We start from the raw sequence: 15,160 nt of genomic DNA, 5'->3' as shown, positions 1-15,160 counted from the left end.
CCTTATTAGCCTCAGGTTCTCATAATATCTGAATGTAAAATATCATAGGCTCTGGATGAATCCCTTTCGTTTAGAATGATTGTAATGCTATCCTGACTGAAAAATGCATTAACTAGTTCTACCCCATTTGTATGTAAAACTTCAGCAACATAAGATACTACGTCTGATTGATTTTGGGAATTGGGAATTGAAATTCTAATTTTTGCAAGACCCGTACTAAACATTTCATTATTTTTTGATACATTACTGAAAATCTGTCTAATATCATCCATATCCTCTGTTAGAAATCTAAACGAATCAGATAGTCTGAAAAAATCATAGTTATTCGTTACCTTGGAGAATTTGTCTAAAATTATCATAGGATCTATTTCGTTTGAATCCTTTACTGAAAATTTGATATCCATTATACCATCAGTCAAAGCCAATCTTGCATTTTTCAAAACTGATTCTTCTCTTACTTCGTCTTTAATCTCAAATGAATCAGCATATCTTTTGATTGCAACAACTACAGTATTGAGATTCACAGAATTTCCCAGAATTTTTTCAATCTCTGGTTGGATTTTTACTGCCAGAGCTGTATAGTTAATCAAATCCATCTTCATACAATCATAAATCGAACGATTTCTGGTGATGATTTCTCTTACAATTTCTGGTATGGACATATTTGCAGTCCTCATCAAAATTATTATAATATGTCAGTTATAATAGGATTATGTAAGAAATCAAATTAATATCAATAATCTTTATATAATGTCATACATATTACATAACATAGGTGAATATGACAATGTTCTTTGATAGTGAATTTGATAGAATTTTCAAAAGAATGTCAAGCTCTTTTTTTGATATAGATGACATTTTTGAGGAATTCAAGGGAAATGGTTCTGAATCTGGTCCATATTATTATGGTTATACAATGACCGTTGGTCCTGATGGAAAACCTGTTGTAAAGGAGTATGGAAATGTCAAACCAGGACTTTTACCAACTTCTGATACACGAGAACCAATAGTTGACACAATTGTCGACGAAAAAGAAAAAGTAGTAAAACTCATAGCTGAGATGCCAGGAGTTGAAAAGTCTGATGTCAAAATTGTTGTTGAAAACAAGACAGTTGATCTTTCAGCACAACACGGTGACAAGAAATATCATGTAAAAGTTCCTGTACAACACAAAGTTGATGAAGACTCAGCAAAAGCTTCTTACAAAAACGGGGTTTTGCAAATTACCTTCAAGTTAATTGAAGAGGAAAAACCAAAAGGTAAAACAGTGGAGGTTGAATAAACCCCTCTTTATTTTTGAGGTAATAATATGAGTGAAATAGTTTTAAAAATTGAGGAGAGTCCACAACAACATGTTGGACGAGGAAGAGCTATAGTTGATCCAAAAACTATTGAGGATCAAAAATGGAATACTGGACAAATACTAGAATTAACATATAATAAAAAAACACATGTAAAACTTTGGCCAGGTGCACCTGAAGAATATGGTTCAGGTATTATCAAAATAGACGGAATGACAAGGCAAAACATTGGAGCTGGAATTGGTGATAAAATTTCACTAAAATCAGTAGAAGCTGTAAATGCTGAACAAATTGTTTTGTCTCCAACTGAAAAGATTTCTGCAGAAGGATTGCAAGAATATATGATTTACAACTATCTTAATCATGTATTTACAACAGGAGATTCAATATCTCTTAACACACAGATGGGCGGAAGAGTTCAGTTTATTGTAACAAGTACAAAACCGTCAAAGCCAGTTTTAGTTACAGAAAATACTGTATTCAAACTTGGAGCAATGACCAAAGCTGTTGATTCTTCTGTTCCAAGAATTACATATGATGAACTTGGAGGTTTAAAAAATGAAGTTCAAAAAATTCGCGAAATGGTAGAACTACCAATGAGACATCCAGAATTATTTGATAAAATAGGCGTGGAAGCACCAAAGGGTGTTCTTTTGTATGGTCCTCCAGGTACTGGTAAAACACTACTGGCAAAGGCAGTAGCTGGAGAAACAAATGCTCACTTTATCTCCTTAAGCGGTCCTGAAATAATGGGAAAGCATTATGGAGAAAGTGAAGAAAGAATCAGAGAAATCTTTACTCAGGCTGAAGAAAATGCTCCTAGCATAATTTTCATCGATGAGATTGATTCTATTGCTCCAAAACGAGACGAAGTTTCTGGTGAGCTAGAGAAAAGAATTGTTTCACAATTACTTACTCTAATGGACGGAATGAAATCTAGAGGTAAAGTTGTAGTTATTGCAGCTACTAACAGACCAGATTCAATCGATCCTGCACTAAGAAGACCAGGTAGATTTGATAGGGAAATTGAAATTGGAATTCCTGATGATGAAGGTAGATTCGATATTCTTTCAATTCATACACGTGGTATGCCCATTGATGAAAAAGTAGATCTGAAACAAATCTCAAAAACTACACATGGATTTGTAGGAGCTGATTTAGAAGTATTATCTAAAGAAGCTGCAATGAGATCTCTTCGTAGAATTCTTCCTGAAATTGATCTTGATGAAGAAAAGATTTCAACAGAAATTCTTCAAAAGATCCAAATCACCAGCGATGACTTTAGAGATGCATTAAAAGAAGTCAGACCAAGTGCACTTAGAGAAGTACAAGTCCAAATTCCTAATGTAAGCTGGGATGATGTTGGTGGTTTAGATGAATTAAAAGAAGAACTCAAAGAAGCAGTTGAATGGCCAATCAAATACAAGGATGCCTATGATTATGTTGATGTGGAAGCACCAAAAGGAATTCTACTTCATGGTCCTCCAGGAACCGGCAAAACATTGATAGCAAAAGCTCTTGCAAAAATGACAGAGTCTAATTTTATTAGCATCAAGGGTCCTGAACTACTTTCAAAATGGGTTGGAGAGTCTGAAAAAGGAGTCAGAGAAATATTCAGAAAGGCACGACAAGCAGCTCCATGTATCATATTCCTAGATGAAGTTGATGCACTTGTTCCAAGAAGAGGAAGTGGTGGCTCTGATTCACATGTTACAGAAAATGTAGTATCTCAGATCCTAACAGAAATTGATGGATTAGAAGAACTACACAACGTGTTGATTATTGGCGCAACAAACCGATTAGACATTGTAGATGAAGCACTTCTCAGACCAGGCAGATTTGATAGAATCATAAAAGTTCCAAATCCTGATGAAAAAGGAAGACAACATATCTTTGAGATTCATACAAAGAAAAAGCCTCTTGCAACTGATGTAAAAATCCCAGAAATTGTGAAATTGACTCATGACTTTAGCGGTGCTGAGATTGAAGCAGTTACAAACAGAGCAGCTATTGCAGCTTTGAAAAGATATGTTGCTGGTAAATCAAAGAATGTCAAGGAGATCAAGATTACTCAACAAGATCTTATTGACGCTGTGGATAAGGTAAAGCCTCGAAAGAAAGAGGCACCAATACCTAATCCATAAAATAGTCTAAATACTAAGAAAATGTGGAAAAATCATGAAACTCTATCTTGACTTTGAACCATGCAAAGAATGCAATACAATGATGACTGAATTGAGCAGTCCTGAGATGTTATTTGCTGATGACAAAACTAGAGCTGATGAATCAGCAAAGTTTCTCAGACATCTAACATACAATCACAATGAAGTTGTTCAAGCAGTTATGGAAGATCTTCCAAAACAAAAAAGAGATCAAGAACCTGATTTCTACAAATAATCCTTTTTCATTCTTAGAAATTAGTAATTATATTCATATACAAAACTGCTCTAATATTTTTGTGAGGTTTTAAAATGAAATCTATCCTACTTTTTGGTATCATTACCTTACTTGCATCTGTCAGTTTTTTTCAAATTACATTAGCATTTGAAACAGAACAAGAACCAGAACCACCACAAATACCAGAACCTAGTCCACCTCCAGAACCAATAAGAATACCAGAACCTCCGCCTGCACCAGATCCTTTTCCAGGAGAAATTGATTCAGAAAAAGTAAAACGATTAACTGAAGAAAATAACAAATTAAAACAACAAAATACTGATCTACATAATCAAATATCTTCTCTTAAAAATGACAAATTAAGATTACAAGAAGAAATTTCAGAACTTAATGATTCAGTTCAAAAACTCAGAGAAATTACATTAGAGCAAGTTCGAATAATTATGGATTTAGTAAATCAACTAAAAGAAACAATCTTTGAAAAAATATTTTCTCCTACAATAAAATTGTAGGATTTTTTGGGTTATCTACTCAACAAGCTTTAATGTTTTCCTAATCAATACAGTTCTGTTTCTGATTGTGACATCACTTACTCCAGATTCTACTGAAAATTTCTTTTGACTAATTTTTTCTCCATTCATTATACATGAAATGTATAATGATGCTGCAGCCTGTGCTACAGGGTGTTTTCCAGCAGTGATTCCCTCTTTTTCACATCTTCTAAGGATTTCAAACGCATCTCGTTTTGTTTTCTCTTTTAGATTCATGTTGTTTGAAATTTTTGAGATGAATGAGGTGGTATCATATTGGTTAAGATTCATTCCAAGCTTTTTGATTATGGTTCTCAGATCTCGAGAAAGTATTCTTCTTTCTACATTACCAGCATTTGCAATATCGTCTAATGTTCTTGGAATATTGTTCTCTCTACATGCTGCGTAAAGTGAGGCTGAAATCAATGAGGCCATTGTTCTTCCTCTGGTCAGTTTTACACCAACCACTTTTCTGTAAATATATGCAGCATTTTCAACTACGTTATCTGATATTGCTAACTTTGTTTTCATTCCGTGAAGTAAAGTGAATGCCTTGCTCAAACTGGCAGTCTTTCTAGATTTACTTCTTTGATCCCAAGTTCGTAGTCTGTTAAACTCATATTTTGTTTTGCTAGATAATGCTTTTCCAGTAGAATCTTTATTCGTGCCAATAACAGTTGATAATCCTCTATCATTCATTGTTAGTGATGATGCAGGACCTGTTCTTGACATTTTCATAAAGTCTTCCGAGGTGTAACCGTTGTTTTCATATGATGCGTCAGCCATATTTTGCAATAAGATAAGACCGCAACCCCCACAAACAATTTCTCCTCTTTCAGAATCTGTTATTGCAGGGTAGGTTTTGCAAGTATCTAGTTGACACTTTACATCATAATCGTTTGAATAATTTTCTACCACTATTATTTTCTATAAGTGATTATAAAATAAAAATAATATGATTCAGGTAATTTTAGATTCAAAACTATTCTCTACATACTAAAAATTCCTTAAATTTTTGTTAAAACTTGATTCTTAATCCCTATACAACACACATTATAATAAATGTTAAAAATGAAAATAACTTTTTGAAAAATCTATTTTCTGATTGATTCTAAAGAATGGCCACGGTTTTGGATCATTTGAGTTACTGCCTCTATGGTATAATCAATTCCATGTTCTTCTTCAAAATGATTTCTTAATTCTTCGATTAGTCCTACGGTTTTTTCTCCATCTAGGATAAATTCACATTCAAAACCATAGTCATCACATCTCAATTTTAATGTCATTCAGTCTGGGAAAAATATTGAACCTATAAAAACTGTAGACTTATTTTTCTAAATTAAACAATAACAGGAACAAAATGAACCTAAATTTCATTCAAATAGCACTAATAATGTCATTTGATTTCTATAATGTATAGATGAAAGGTCTAGAATTTGTTTTTCTTGCAGTGGGATCTCTGTTAGGGGCATATCTGAGATTCAAAGTCATTGAATCGCCCTTGCTTTTCAATACATTACCTGTTAATGTTCTAGTAGTCAATGTGTTAGGGGCATTTATTCTGGGAGCATTTATTGTAATGTCTCAACACTGGCATCTTGATGGAAAATATTCTCTTTTTGCTGCTATAGGATTCTGTGGTTCACTTACTACAATGTCTGGTCTTGCACTTGAATCCAATACTTTTCTTGAACAAAGCCATTATGGAGCATTTGCAATCAACCTAATTGCTAACGTAGGATTATCTATTGCAGCACTAATTGGAGGAAAGTCATTAATGAGTGCAATTATTAATAATTAATTAGAAATGGTCTATTCATATCAAGTTGTAAAGTTCCAAACAATTTCTTTTGTACAAGGAAATCATTGGTCTCAGTCAGTAGGTGATAAAGGCATTCTTTACAAATCACTTAAGGATCCTTTTGCTAAACTTATTGTTCAATCTGCAAACGGCTCCAAAAAACTATACCATGTACCAAAAGACAGAACCGTTGTTGTTACAAATCATACTATTCATTTTCTAGGCGAATTAGCTTAAGATAGATTATTTGAAAAACTGATCAACTTGATCTCTATACTTTAAGGCAATTTTTCCAAAATCTGTAAAATCATCAGCTGTTGGATATTTCATCTTCATAGCAAATTGATTAACAAATACAGATAATGCACTTCCAATGATCAGATTGTATACTCCATCTGCAATATTATTTGAATAAGGAAATGCAACTTTGATAAATGGCAAATATGTCTCAGTCTGAGAAATCATTAATTTGATATGCTTCTCTACAAATTCTTGAACATCTGCAGGTATTGCCATAACTATCCTTGTATTGACTTCTTATAAACAGAACTTTAATTCTTAGGCATGAATTTATCTAACGATTTGAGTCATGTACTTTTCTTTACCTTTTCTGCTTCTTGGCAGACATCTTAACTGTCTATTACAACATGGACAAACAATTCCCTCATATTCAACAAAAATCTCACAATAATTACATCTTTTTTGTCCAGCAGCATATCTGCCTATTTCTGATGGTTTTATTGCCTTGTATTTTTTGCATTCGCCTATACAATATGTCATAAAATAAAATAAAATTATCCAAAGATAAAAAGTTTGATTGCACTGCACTCACTTTTTCAAATTTCTTTTAAAATGAAATTAAATTTATAGAACTGATTCTACTTTTCATTATTGATTGAATTAGACAAAAAAGTATTTGGAAACATTACAACCAAAGAAATTATAGGTGCAGATCCGCCGGCAATACCTGAAACCAGAGATAATTTTGAAAAAGAACTCTCAACACTACTTACAGAATTATCGTCACAACCAAAAATTAATCTTGAAAAACTTTTAGATGAACAAAAAATTGCTGAAACCCACATCAACAGCAGACCTGGTGCCATGGCATTGGCTCAAGATAAAATTCAGATGTTCAATGTATATAATCAAAAATACATCCAATCAATTAAAGAAAAACTCGAATCATAACTTTCTAATCTACAATTTTTAGTTATTTTTATGGCTAATTTGTAAAAAACCTGTTGATTCATAAATACCAAACAACATACAACTCCAGAATCGTTCATGGTAAGCAAAACAAAAGAACTGTGTCCTAGATGTGCTCAGGGAAAGCTTGTTACTGATAATGAGTCAGGAGAAATGTTCTGCTCTAAATGTGGATTTGTAATTACTGAAAAACTACAAGAAGCAGGCCCTGAATGGAGATCCTTTACCCAAGATGAGGGTGGCAACAAAGCAAGAGCTGGGGCACCAACATCATTAACAATGCACGATATGGGTCTTGCAACAATTATCAACCCTGTCAACAAGGATGCATCTGGTAGACCACTTTCAGCATCTATGAAAAGTACCATTGAGAGACTACGAACTTGGGATAGTAGAAGCCAAGTACATGAGCCAGTTGATAGAAATTTCAGACAAGCATTCAGTGAATTAAACAGATTAAAAGACAAACTTGCAATTTCTGACTCTGTAATTGAGAAAGCAGCTTACATTTACAGAAAAGCACTAGAAAAAGGACTAGTTAGAGGTCGTTCTATTTCAGCATTAATGGCTGCAGCACTATATGCTGCATGTCGTGATACATCAACTCCAAGAAATCTAAAAGACGTAGAGCAAGCAGCTAACATCAAAAGAAAAGATATTGCAAGATGTTACAGATTATTGATCAAAGAATTAGATTTGAAAATGCCTGTAACTGATTCAATTCAATGTGTTGCAAGAATTGCAAGCAGGATTGGAATTGCTGAGAAAACAAAAAGATATGCTACCAAAGTGTTGAAAATGGCACAAGAAAACGAAGTATCTGCAGGAAAAGATCCAATGGGATTGGCAGCTGCAGCACTGTACCTATCTTGTGTGAAAAATGGTGAAGACAAGACTCAGCGTGACATTGCAGAGGCTGCAAATGTTACAGAAGTTACAATTCGAAATAGGTACAAAGGTCTCAAAGAATCTCTAGAACTATAATCTATTCTTTTTTAGAATTATCAAATTCTTTTTTTACAAATCCACCCTCAACCGATTCTGGAGGGGGGATCTTCTTTGATTTTCCTAATCCTATTGTTGTAATAACTACTGATGATAAAATAATAAAGAACACAAGTTGTGGATACGCTTCTGCGTTTGGTAATCCCATAGTTATAGGATATGTTGCAAGTACAGCAGCAGCCAAACCTCGTGGAATCATTGAGTTTGTTACAGCCCTATCCAAATGTGAAAATCTTTTTGTCAATGTAATCTTTCCAACAAACACTCTTCCAAAGTATACAACAATTGTCATGAAGACTCCAAAAACCAAATACTCGATTTGGCCAAAACTTGCCATCAAACCTACAAATACAAAGAAAAAGGATCTTACCAAAAATGTCAATTGATTATGTGTAGGATCATCTAATTCAATTCTTGGTAATTTGAATCTGAGTACCTTTGCTAGATGGCTTTTGTTTCCAACCATCAAACCAAAAACCAATGCAGTTAATGCACCAGATTCTCCAAATGAATTTGCTAAGAAAAATAAAACAAACAAAACACCTAATGTAAGCATATAGCCGTGTTGAGCATTTCCAAGTTTTGTTGAAACATACATCCATGGAATACCCACTCCAAATCCAAGAACTAAACCTACAACAACAGCTCTTCCAATAGTTTCTTGTAATGTTTGAATATCAAAATGACCTGCTAATACAGCCTCAAATAAAATGAATGCAATGATTGTAGCTAAAATATCAGTTAACGCAGATTCAAAACTTAACATAGATTTAGTCTCTTCTGAAATTTTTACATTTCTGACTAGACCAAAAACTATTGCAGAGCTACTACCACCAACAATTGATCCTAAAAGAATACTTTCTAACCATAACCATCCTAAAGCAAAATGAGCAGCAAGAGTAATCATTACAACTGATAAAATAAAACCAAGTACTGCTAGTGTAACTGAAAAATGAGCAGTTTTTATGACATGTTTGATATCTAGATTTAACCCACCATCAAACATGATTATAATTAATGCAAGTGCTGCAAAATATGGAACAACTTGGATTACTGCTTCAGGCTGAATTAATCCAAGTACTGGTCCAATAACTACACCTAAAATCATTAAAAAAGCAACATCTGGAATGCCAGTTTTTTTGAAAAATGCTTCACCAGCTACTCCTAGGAAAATAACCACTCCTGCTGCAAGTAAAATAATATGAGCTTCAGCAATGGGTCCATCATGAGCTGATAATGCTCCTATGGAATCTTGCAATTCTGTAAATTTGTCAAAAATCATAGAAATATCAAAATTGGATAACTGAATATTGTCAATTTGACCTTGAAACAAATTCAAGATTGATAAAACTATAAAATTCATGAATAATTGTAAATATTTCTGGATTAAAGTTAAACTCGGTTAATTCACTATTATAGGCTATTTACTGATTTTTAAATAACATATTACTGATTAGAACATTATGAGTGCTACAAATCAACTACGTGCAGATCATATCCAAGTTCGTCGTTTAGAAAAATTAGTTGCCAAATGTGCTGACGAACTATACAAAGGTACTAAAATTCCATTTTCGGATCTAACCAAAATTACTATAATAATTTCAGAATTCGTTGACACTATTCATCATTCACGAGAAGAGGATTCGTATTTTCCTTGTGTAGCAAGCTATGATTCATTGAAAGAAGAAATTCGAAAATTTATGATTGAACATGAATTTGGAAGAAACATTGCACGTCAAATATCAAATCATCTTAAAAGGTGGAAAGATGGAGAAGATGCACAAGAACCAGTATCAAGATATTTGAGAACTTATGGTATATTCCTAAATGACCATCTCAACAAGGAAAACAAATTTTTTGATGAAGCTGAAGCAGACGTATTATCTAAAGAAGAAGAAATTGAGATGTATGAGCAATACAGATCAGTGTTTGCAATAGTGAAAAAAGTAGATGAAATGATCGCTGAAATTGATTATTTAGAAAACCAACCTTGGGCAAAAAATTAACGTAAGCTCTTTATGGGTTATTCCGATATTTTTGATCATGAAACCTTTCGTTCTTTGGATGACTGGTCTTCCTTGTTCAGGAAAGACTACAATCGTAAAAGATTTGCAGAAAGATATTCCAAATTTGGCAATGCTTGATGGAGATGAACTAAGAGAATGGTTTTCTCCAAAAGACTTTTCAAAAGCTGGACGTGATGAACATAACAAAAAAGTAGCTCATTTGGCAAAGCTTTTACTAAAACATGGTGTTCCAAGTGCAGTTTCTCTAGTATCTCCATATCTTGAGAACAGAGAAAATGCCAGAGAGATTATCGATGCAGGTGATCAATTTGCAGAATGTTATGTAAAATGTTCACTTAAAAAATGTGAAGAAAGAGATGTCAAAGGTATGTATGCTAAGGCAAGAAAAGGAGAGATCAAAGGATTTACAGGAATTGATGATCCGTATGAGGCTCCAGAAAAAGCTGATTTAGTAATAGATACAGAACATGATTCGCTTTCAGATAGTGCAAACAAAGTAAAGGACTTCCTTAAGGGAAGAAACTTACTCTAATTTTTTAAATTCTTCAACTATTTTATTATGAACTAATCCATTAGTCACTAGAATTCCATTTTGGTGATGCACATCTTTGTTGTTGTATATGAGATCATTTCCTGACATGTCAGTCATCTTGCCCCCCGCTTCTAAAATTATACAATATGATGCAGCCGAATCCCACTCTTTCATTTTGTTTGTAGTTGTAATGTATGCTTCTGCTTCACCCGAACTAATCTTTCCAACTTTTAATGAGCTGCCAATACTTGTAAAATCCTCAATACCTAATTTTTTAATGAATGCTTTTTCTTTATCTGATAAATGATGTCTTGATCCAACAGCTCTACATTTTGAGATTTCTGAAACTTTTGTAACTGATATTTTTTTCCACTCTTCATTTGAAAATCTAAATGCACCATTACCTTTTTGTGCCACAAACAATGTTTTTTCTGTAGGCCACCCAATTACACCAAGAATTGGTTTTTTGTTTTTAATTAATGAAATCATTACTGTAAATTCTCCTGTCTTATCAATGAAATCTGAAGTTCCATCAAGAGGATCTACAATCCAAATTATTTCCTTTGATAATCTACTTAGATCATCTTTATCCTCTTCAGATAAAATTTGGTGCTTTGACTGTGAAAGAATTTTCTTTATGACTTCATTACTCTTAAGATCAGCATCTGTAATAGGAGAATCATCATTTTTTGTAGATGTTTCATAATCTCCTTGATAAATTTCTAAAATAGCTTTCCCAGCTTCATTTGCTGCCTTGATAGCAATATCTAATTCAGGAATCTTATCAGGAATTGGAATGTCTTTCAATAGAAATTACCTAAGTTGTGAGTTCTGGCTTTAGTGTCCAGGCAACTCCTAAAACAATGAATGGGATTGACATTACTCCTATAATCGCAATTATTGTATTGAATTGTGCAGTCGAGACATCGGGATTGTTGACTACCCATGGTAATGGTAAAGTGATAATTATCCAAATAATTCCTAAAAGAATAATCAATTTTGCCTTGGCTTTTCGATCTTTCATAATCTTTCAATCTCTAGAGTTGTATTAAATTCATGTGAATTCATTTAATTGATTCCCCTCCATCTACAGTGAGAACCGCTCCCGTAGTCCAAGATGCATCATCTGAGACAAAATACAACACTGCTTTTCCTATTTCGTCTGGTTGTCCAATTCTTCCAATAGGGTGTTCATTATTCATAAATTCTTTATCTTTCTCAGTTTTCAAAAATGGTTTAGTCATATCCGTATCTACAACTCCAGGACAAATACAATTGACTCGAATTTTGTCTTTAGAATATTCTAATGCCCAACATTTTGTTAATAATATCAAAGCAGCTTTTGATGCAGAATATGCATCTGCATTAAATCCTTGATATGCCTTGATTCCTGCATCTGATGAAATGTTGATTATTGAACCAGATGTTTTCTGTAAATGAGGAATTGCCTCTTTTGTATATCTAAACTGCCCTGTGAGATTTACATCTAATACTTTATTCCACTCGTCTTCATCAATTTCATGTAATTTTTTTATCTCTGGAAATATTCCAGCATTATTTACAAGAATATCTAATTTACCAAATTTTTCAATAATTTTGTTCATGACATTTTTTACATCATTTGTTTTTCTAATGTCAGCTGCAATACCTATTGTATTGGGAATTTCTAACACTGCTTTTTCTAATCTTTCTTTGTTTTTTGCAGTAATTATTACAGTTGCTCCATGTTCTGACAATATTTTTGCAGTAGCTAATCCTATACCACGACTTCCACCAGTTACTAGTGCGATCTTACCTGATAATTTCAATAATGTCCAAAGCCAAATTCGTAATTTATAGATCCATTAGTCTATGATAGATTTTAAAAATTACATTAAAAATGATAATTTTATATAAATTTTAATATTAAATTTTAAATACTTGAAGTTCTTATAGTAAACAATGTCGAAAGATATAATCACTATCGACTAAAACTGCGTAGCCCCGCAGAACGAAAAAGGTGATCAGCCGTTAACGGTTGACGAAGAGAGGAAATCTCTCAATGTTCTGTAACAAAGGGGTGTACGCCTTTTAATTTTCTAAAATATCTACTGATATTGAGCCCATAGTTTCTCCATTTGGATTAATAGAAATTACGATTTCTTGCATTTCAGAAATTGAAAATTCTTTTTCTCCATCATAATCCCAAGTAAAATATTCAGAAATTGTAGTCTTGTGTAACGTGCCTACAAGTTTGAAATCTTCAGAAAAATCAAATGTATTTCCGTTTAGTGATATTGACAAAATTTTAGGACTACTTCCATTTGGAACAAATCTAAAAAAATATTCTCCTTTCTCAAGAATTAATGAATTATTGTACTCTCCATTTTTGTAAAGATTAGGATCTGCAAATGTTACATGAAAAATAGTATTATTTTCATTATCAGATGAATCTGTTGAAAAACCAGCTATCCCAAATATGATTATCAAAACTAGTGGAATTATCATCAATTTTTTATTCATTATTACATGCATTTCCTTATCTCAAATTAGAAAAATCTATCTCGAAAGCCTATCGTCTCCTATATTGGTTAGTAATTTTTAATGTCCTGTTAACCATTCTTTACACAGGAAATTAAGTACATATTATAAAATTAAACTCATGCCTAATCTGTCTGATAAATGGTCCAGTCAGCCTAAACCTAGTATTACTGAAAAACTCAATGATACAATCAAGCCTAAAGGTGCCTTGAAACCAAGAGTTCAAGAAGGAATTAAAAAATTACAATTACAAATTAAAAAATTAGATTCTATGTTGACAAATCTACAAGCCCGTGATGCAAAATTATTTCAACGAATTGTAGAAGCAACACAAAAGCATGACACTCAAACTACCAAAGTTCTTGGAAATGAATTAGCAGAAGTGAGAAAAGTTACAAAGATTCTGAGTGGTGCTAGAATAGCCTTAGAACAAATCGAATTAAGATTAACTACATGTAGTGATCTTGGAGATACTGTAGTAGCAATAATGCCTACAATGGGATTGATGAAAAATCTCAAATCATCCCTTGGAAAAATCATGCCAGGAGCAGAACAAGAAATTGGTCAAATGGCTGAGATGCTTGGAGGCTTTATGACAGATAGTTTCTCTGGAGATACAGCATTTGGAAATGATGCAACTACTAGCGCTGAATCTGAAAGTATTCTTAAAGAGGCTGCTGCTGTTGCAGAAAGTTCTACAGGACAAATGTTCCCATCAGTTCCTTCTGATACAAATTCATCAGTTGCAACAACCTCAAAGTTTTATTAAACACAATATTTTGAAAAATTATTTTTATTTGTAAGAATTATCTGATTTTTTAGATCTAACTTTCTAGAGAATCCCTTGATTCTTTAATTTTCTTAACTCTACTACCCTCATCATCAATAACTCTATCAACACTAGATAATTTTTCTCTTAGGTTATTGATTATTGAGCCTACTTCATCAGCTTCGTTTTCTACTTGTTTTCTTTTATTGACTAGTTCTTCTATTCCTCTATTTTCATCATCAATATATTCACTAACTTTCTGAAGCTTTTCTTTTAGATTTTTAATATCGACTGACTCCTCTTCAATATCTTTTTCAAGTAAAGTTCTCTTATCTTTGAGATTCTTTATCATTAAACCAACATAATCTATGGCTTCTTCTAATTTTGCCCGCTTTCCCATTAATTCTCCAATTCCAATTTGACTAGATGAATGAGTTATGGAACTAGATTCTTCAGAATCAACTCCCTCATTTCTTTCTTCTACCATTTCTCCACCCTCATCATTTTTGAATTTATCAAACATTTTATGATTTACTTTTCAAAATGGGAATAAAAAGTTACATTGCATCTCAAAGCTGACCTTGTGAATGATTTTTATTCAATTAAAGAAAAATGGTGATTATTTTACTGATACTGAATTTCTAAATTCTTGGTTGATTCCATTTGATTTTTCTGAATTTATGACCATTTCTCCTGTATGTAGTATTTTGATATCATGAGTTATCTCAGGATATTTCATTACTGAATTCATTAAAAAAAGTACAAATGCATTTTCTTGATCTATTTCAGCATTTTTTTCAGAAAATATCACTTTGAAACTTAGATCTTCAAAGATATTTTTGTCAGTTGAAATATTCAATAGACCATCTCCAATTTTAGTTATTTTCCCATTAAAGATAACAATCCCCGAATTATATGCACTATAATTGACATATGCCCATGATGTCTGGCCCTTAAATGACAATTTTTTCTCATAGTCCTCTTTTGATAGTTCATCAGATATCGCATGATGACTGACTATTAGCTTCCCATCAACCATTTTTTCAGTAATAATTGCTCCATATTCTCT

At 32.8% G+C, this 15,160-nt stretch carries 23 protein-coding genes; 11 read left to right on the top strand and 12 right to left on the bottom strand.

Going from position 1 to position 15,160, the window contains the following annotated elements; genetic code table 11:
• Positions 1-11 precede the first annotated feature (11 nt).
• Positions 12-662 carry an ACT domain-containing protein gene (locus OEW78_RS01535; RefSeq protein ID WP_300323098.1) on the bottom strand — a complete coding sequence of 217 codons (651 nt, stop codon included), beginning with the start codon at positions 660-662 and terminating at the stop codon, positions 12-14.
• A 119-nt stretch (positions 663-781) separates the two neighbouring features.
• On the opposite strand from OEW78_RS01535, the gene hsp20 reads away from it, so the two are divergent.
• The 4 genes from hsp20 to OEW78_RS01515 all read left to right on the top strand — a co-directional run bounded on the left by hsp20 (position 782) and on the right by OEW78_RS01515 (position 4,210).
• Entirely contained in the window at positions 782-1,282 is a 501-nt protein-coding gene (gene hsp20, locus OEW78_RS01530) for an archaeal heat shock protein Hsp20 (protein ID WP_300323096.1), read from the top strand.
• A gap of 27 nt (positions 1,283-1,309) precedes the next feature.
• Positions 1,310-3,445, top strand: coding sequence for a CDC48 family AAA ATPase (locus tag OEW78_RS01525; protein WP_300323094.1), 2,136 nt, complete (start codon positions 1,310-1,312; stop codon positions 3,443-3,445).
• Between the two features lie 34 nt (positions 3,446-3,479).
• On the top strand, positions 3,480-3,698 hold the full coding sequence (locus OEW78_RS01520) for a hypothetical protein (protein WP_014966091.1): 219 nt from the start codon (positions 3,480-3,482) through the stop codon (positions 3,696-3,698).
• A 74-nt stretch (positions 3,699-3,772) separates the two neighbouring features.
• Positions 3,773-4,210 (top strand): hypothetical protein, encoded by a 438-nt coding sequence (locus OEW78_RS01515; RefSeq protein ID WP_300323092.1) that lies wholly within the window; start codon positions 3,773-3,775, stop codon positions 4,208-4,210.
• Positions 4,211-4,225: 15 nt separating this feature from the next.
• Here OEW78_RS01515 and OEW78_RS01510 read toward each other — a convergent pair whose 3' ends face one another.
• Both OEW78_RS01510 and OEW78_RS01505 read right to left on the bottom strand, forming a co-directional pair.
• Positions 4,226-5,146 (bottom strand): transcription initiation factor TFIIIB, encoded by a 921-nt coding sequence (locus tag OEW78_RS01510; protein ID WP_300323090.1) that lies wholly within the window; start codon positions 5,144-5,146, stop codon positions 4,226-4,228.
• Positions 5,147-5,322: 176 nt separating this feature from the next.
• Positions 5,323-5,514 carry a DUF1059 domain-containing protein gene (locus tag OEW78_RS01505; protein WP_300323088.1) on the bottom strand — a complete coding sequence of 64 codons (192 nt, stop codon included), beginning with the start codon at positions 5,512-5,514 and terminating at the stop codon, positions 5,323-5,325.
• 134 nt (positions 5,515-5,648) lie between these two features.
• Here OEW78_RS01505 and OEW78_RS01500 point away from each other — a divergent pair, with 134 nt between their 5' ends.
• Together OEW78_RS01500 and OEW78_RS01495 are read left to right on the top strand one after the other, a co-directional pair.
• The gene (locus OEW78_RS01500) at positions 5,649-6,029 is read left to right on the top strand and encodes a CrcB family protein (RefSeq protein ID WP_300323086.1); all 381 of its coding nucleotides are present in this window, start codon (positions 5,649-5,651) and stop codon (positions 6,027-6,029) included.
• A 6-nt stretch (positions 6,030-6,035) separates the two neighbouring features.
• Complete coding sequence (locus OEW78_RS01495; protein ID WP_014966096.1) at positions 6,036-6,266, top strand: hypothetical protein; 231 nt, start codon at positions 6,036-6,038, stop codon at positions 6,264-6,266.
• Positions 6,267-6,272: 6 nt separating this feature from the next.
• Here OEW78_RS01495 and OEW78_RS01490 read toward each other — a convergent pair whose 3' ends face one another.
• Both OEW78_RS01490 and OEW78_RS01485 read right to left on the bottom strand, forming a co-directional pair.
• Entirely contained in the window at positions 6,273-6,545 is a 273-nt protein-coding gene (locus tag OEW78_RS01490) for a hypothetical protein (protein ID WP_300323081.1), read from the bottom strand.
• 54 nt (positions 6,546-6,599) lie between these two features.
• Positions 6,600-6,809: a hypothetical protein gene (locus OEW78_RS01485; protein ID WP_300323079.1), complete on the bottom strand. Its 210-nt coding sequence runs from the start codon at positions 6,807-6,809 to the stop codon at positions 6,600-6,602.
• A 111-nt stretch (positions 6,810-6,920) separates the two neighbouring features.
• On the opposite strand from OEW78_RS01485, the gene OEW78_RS01480 reads away from it, so the two are divergent.
• The gene (locus tag OEW78_RS01480; protein ID WP_300323077.1) at positions 6,921-7,220 is read left to right on the top strand and encodes a hypothetical protein; all 300 of its coding nucleotides are present in this window, start codon (positions 6,921-6,923) and stop codon (positions 7,218-7,220) included.
• Positions 7,221-7,316: 96 nt separating this feature from the next.
• Positions 7,317-8,222 (top strand): TFIIB-type zinc ribbon-containing protein, encoded by a 906-nt coding sequence (locus OEW78_RS01475; RefSeq protein WP_300323075.1) that lies wholly within the window; start codon positions 7,317-7,319, stop codon positions 8,220-8,222.
• A 1-nt stretch (position 8,223) separates the two neighbouring features.
• Here the strand turns inward: OEW78_RS01475 and OEW78_RS01470 are convergent, their stop codons facing one another.
• The gene (locus tag OEW78_RS01470) at positions 8,224-9,606 is read right to left on the bottom strand and encodes a cation:proton antiporter (protein WP_300323073.1); all 1,383 of its coding nucleotides are present in this window, start codon (positions 9,604-9,606) and stop codon (positions 8,224-8,226) included.
• Between the two features lie 100 nt (positions 9,607-9,706).
• On the opposite strand from OEW78_RS01470, the gene OEW78_RS01465 reads away from it, so the two are divergent.
• On the top strand, positions 9,707-10,249 hold the full coding sequence (locus OEW78_RS01465; protein WP_300323071.1) for a hemerythrin domain-containing protein: 543 nt from the start codon (positions 9,707-9,709) through the stop codon (positions 10,247-10,249).
• 37 nt (positions 10,250-10,286) lie between these two features.
• Positions 10,287-10,802, top strand: a complete 516-nt coding sequence (cysC, locus tag OEW78_RS01460; RefSeq protein ID WP_300323069.1) for an adenylyl-sulfate kinase — start codon at positions 10,287-10,289, stop codon at positions 10,800-10,802.
• On the opposite strand, the gene OEW78_RS01455 is transcribed toward cysC, so the two are convergent.
• The 4 genes from OEW78_RS01455 to OEW78_RS01440 all read right to left on the bottom strand — a co-directional run bounded on the left by OEW78_RS01455 (position 10,794) and on the right by OEW78_RS01440 (position 13,304).
• Positions 10,794-11,609 (bottom strand): 3'(2'),5'-bisphosphate nucleotidase CysQ, encoded by an 816-nt coding sequence (locus OEW78_RS01455; protein ID WP_300323067.1) that lies wholly within the window; start codon positions 11,607-11,609, stop codon positions 10,794-10,796. The two genes, cysC and OEW78_RS01455, sit on opposite strands and share 9 nt — an antisense overlap.
• A 10-nt stretch (positions 11,610-11,619) precedes the next feature.
• Complete coding sequence (locus tag OEW78_RS01450) at positions 11,620-11,826, bottom strand: hypothetical protein (protein WP_300323065.1); 207 nt, start codon at positions 11,824-11,826, stop codon at positions 11,620-11,622.
• Between the two features lie 40 nt (positions 11,827-11,866).
• Positions 11,867-12,610 (bottom strand): SDR family oxidoreductase, encoded by a 744-nt coding sequence (locus OEW78_RS01445; protein ID WP_300323062.1) that lies wholly within the window; start codon positions 12,608-12,610, stop codon positions 11,867-11,869.
• Between the two features lie 262 nt (positions 12,611-12,872).
• Positions 12,873-13,304, bottom strand: coding sequence for a hypothetical protein (locus tag OEW78_RS01440; RefSeq protein ID WP_300323060.1), 432 nt, complete (start codon positions 13,302-13,304; stop codon positions 12,873-12,875).
• Positions 13,305-13,443: 139 nt separating this feature from the next.
• Between OEW78_RS01440 and OEW78_RS01435 the strand changes: the two genes are divergently transcribed.
• Positions 13,444-14,091, top strand: coding sequence for a Snf7 family protein (locus OEW78_RS01435; protein WP_300323058.1), 648 nt, complete (start codon positions 13,444-13,446; stop codon positions 14,089-14,091).
• A gap of 55 nt (positions 14,092-14,146) precedes the next feature.
• Here the strand turns inward: OEW78_RS01435 and OEW78_RS01430 are convergent, their stop codons facing one another.
• Positions 14,147-14,614, bottom strand: coding sequence for a transcriptional regulator (locus OEW78_RS01430; RefSeq protein ID WP_300323056.1), 468 nt, complete (start codon positions 14,612-14,614; stop codon positions 14,147-14,149).
• A 96-nt stretch (positions 14,615-14,710) separates the two neighbouring features.
• The coding region (locus tag OEW78_RS01425) for a hypothetical protein (RefSeq protein ID WP_300323054.1) at positions 14,711-15,160 on the bottom strand (450 nt) is incomplete at its 5' end.

This window comes from Candidatus Nitrosopumilus sp., assembly GCF_029882185.1.
In the GTDB taxonomy this organism is placed as follows: domain Archaea; phylum Thermoproteota; class Nitrososphaeria; order Nitrososphaerales; family Nitrosopumilaceae; genus Nitrosopumilus.
This window is presented reverse-complemented; position numbering and strand designations above follow the sequence as displayed.

Excerpts from the sequence above, each read along its gene's own strand:
- OEW78_RS01535 (WP_300323098.1), bottom strand. The coding sequence starts at position 662 with ATGTCCATACCAGAAATTGTAAGAGAAATCATCACCAGAAATCGTTCG.
- hsp20 (WP_300323096.1), top strand. The coding sequence starts at position 782 with ATGACAATGTTCTTTGATAGTGAATTTGATAGAATTTTCAAAAGAATG.
- OEW78_RS01525 (WP_300323094.1), top strand. The coding sequence starts at position 1,310 with ATGAGTGAAATAGTTTTAAAAATTGAGGAGAGTCCACAACAACATGTT.
- OEW78_RS01520 (WP_014966091.1), top strand. The coding sequence starts at position 3,480 with ATGAAACTCTATCTTGACTTTGAACCATGCAAAGAATGCAATACAATG.
- OEW78_RS01515 (WP_300323092.1), top strand. The coding sequence starts at position 3,773 with ATGAAATCTATCCTACTTTTTGGTATCATTACCTTACTTGCATCTGTC.
- OEW78_RS01505 (WP_300323088.1), bottom strand. The coding sequence starts at position 5,514 with ATGACATTAAAATTGAGATGTGATGACTATGGTTTTGAATGTGAATTT.
- OEW78_RS01500 (WP_300323086.1), top strand. The coding sequence starts at position 5,649 with ATGAAAGGTCTAGAATTTGTTTTTCTTGCAGTGGGATCTCTGTTAGGG.
- OEW78_RS01495 (WP_014966096.1), top strand. The coding sequence starts at position 6,036 with ATGGTCTATTCATATCAAGTTGTAAAGTTCCAAACAATTTCTTTTGTA.
- OEW78_RS01490 (WP_300323081.1), bottom strand. The coding sequence starts at position 6,545 with ATGGCAATACCTGCAGATGTTCAAGAATTTGTAGAGAAGCATATCAAA.
- OEW78_RS01485 (WP_300323079.1), bottom strand. The coding sequence starts at position 6,809 with ATGACATATTGTATAGGCGAATGCAAAAAATACAAGGCAATAAAACCA.
- OEW78_RS01475 (WP_300323075.1), top strand. The coding sequence starts at position 7,317 with ATGGTAAGCAAAACAAAAGAACTGTGTCCTAGATGTGCTCAGGGAAAG.
- OEW78_RS01470 (WP_300323073.1), bottom strand. The coding sequence starts at position 9,606 with ATGAATTTTATAGTTTTATCAATCTTGAATTTGTTTCAAGGTCAAATT.
- OEW78_RS01465 (WP_300323071.1), top strand. The coding sequence starts at position 9,707 with ATGAGTGCTACAAATCAACTACGTGCAGATCATATCCAAGTTCGTCGT.
- cysC (WP_300323069.1), top strand. The coding sequence starts at position 10,287 with ATGAAACCTTTCGTTCTTTGGATGACTGGTCTTCCTTGTTCAGGAAAG.
- OEW78_RS01450 (WP_300323065.1), bottom strand. The coding sequence starts at position 11,826 with ATGAAAGATCGAAAAGCCAAGGCAAAATTGATTATTCTTTTAGGAATT.
- OEW78_RS01440 (WP_300323060.1), bottom strand. The coding sequence starts at position 13,304 with ATGAATAAAAAATTGATGATAATTCCACTAGTTTTGATAATCATATTT.
- OEW78_RS01435 (WP_300323058.1), top strand. The coding sequence starts at position 13,444 with ATGCCTAATCTGTCTGATAAATGGTCCAGTCAGCCTAAACCTAGTATT.
- OEW78_RS01430 (WP_300323056.1), bottom strand. The coding sequence starts at position 14,614 with ATGTTTGATAAATTCAAAAATGATGAGGGTGGAGAAATGGTAGAAGAA.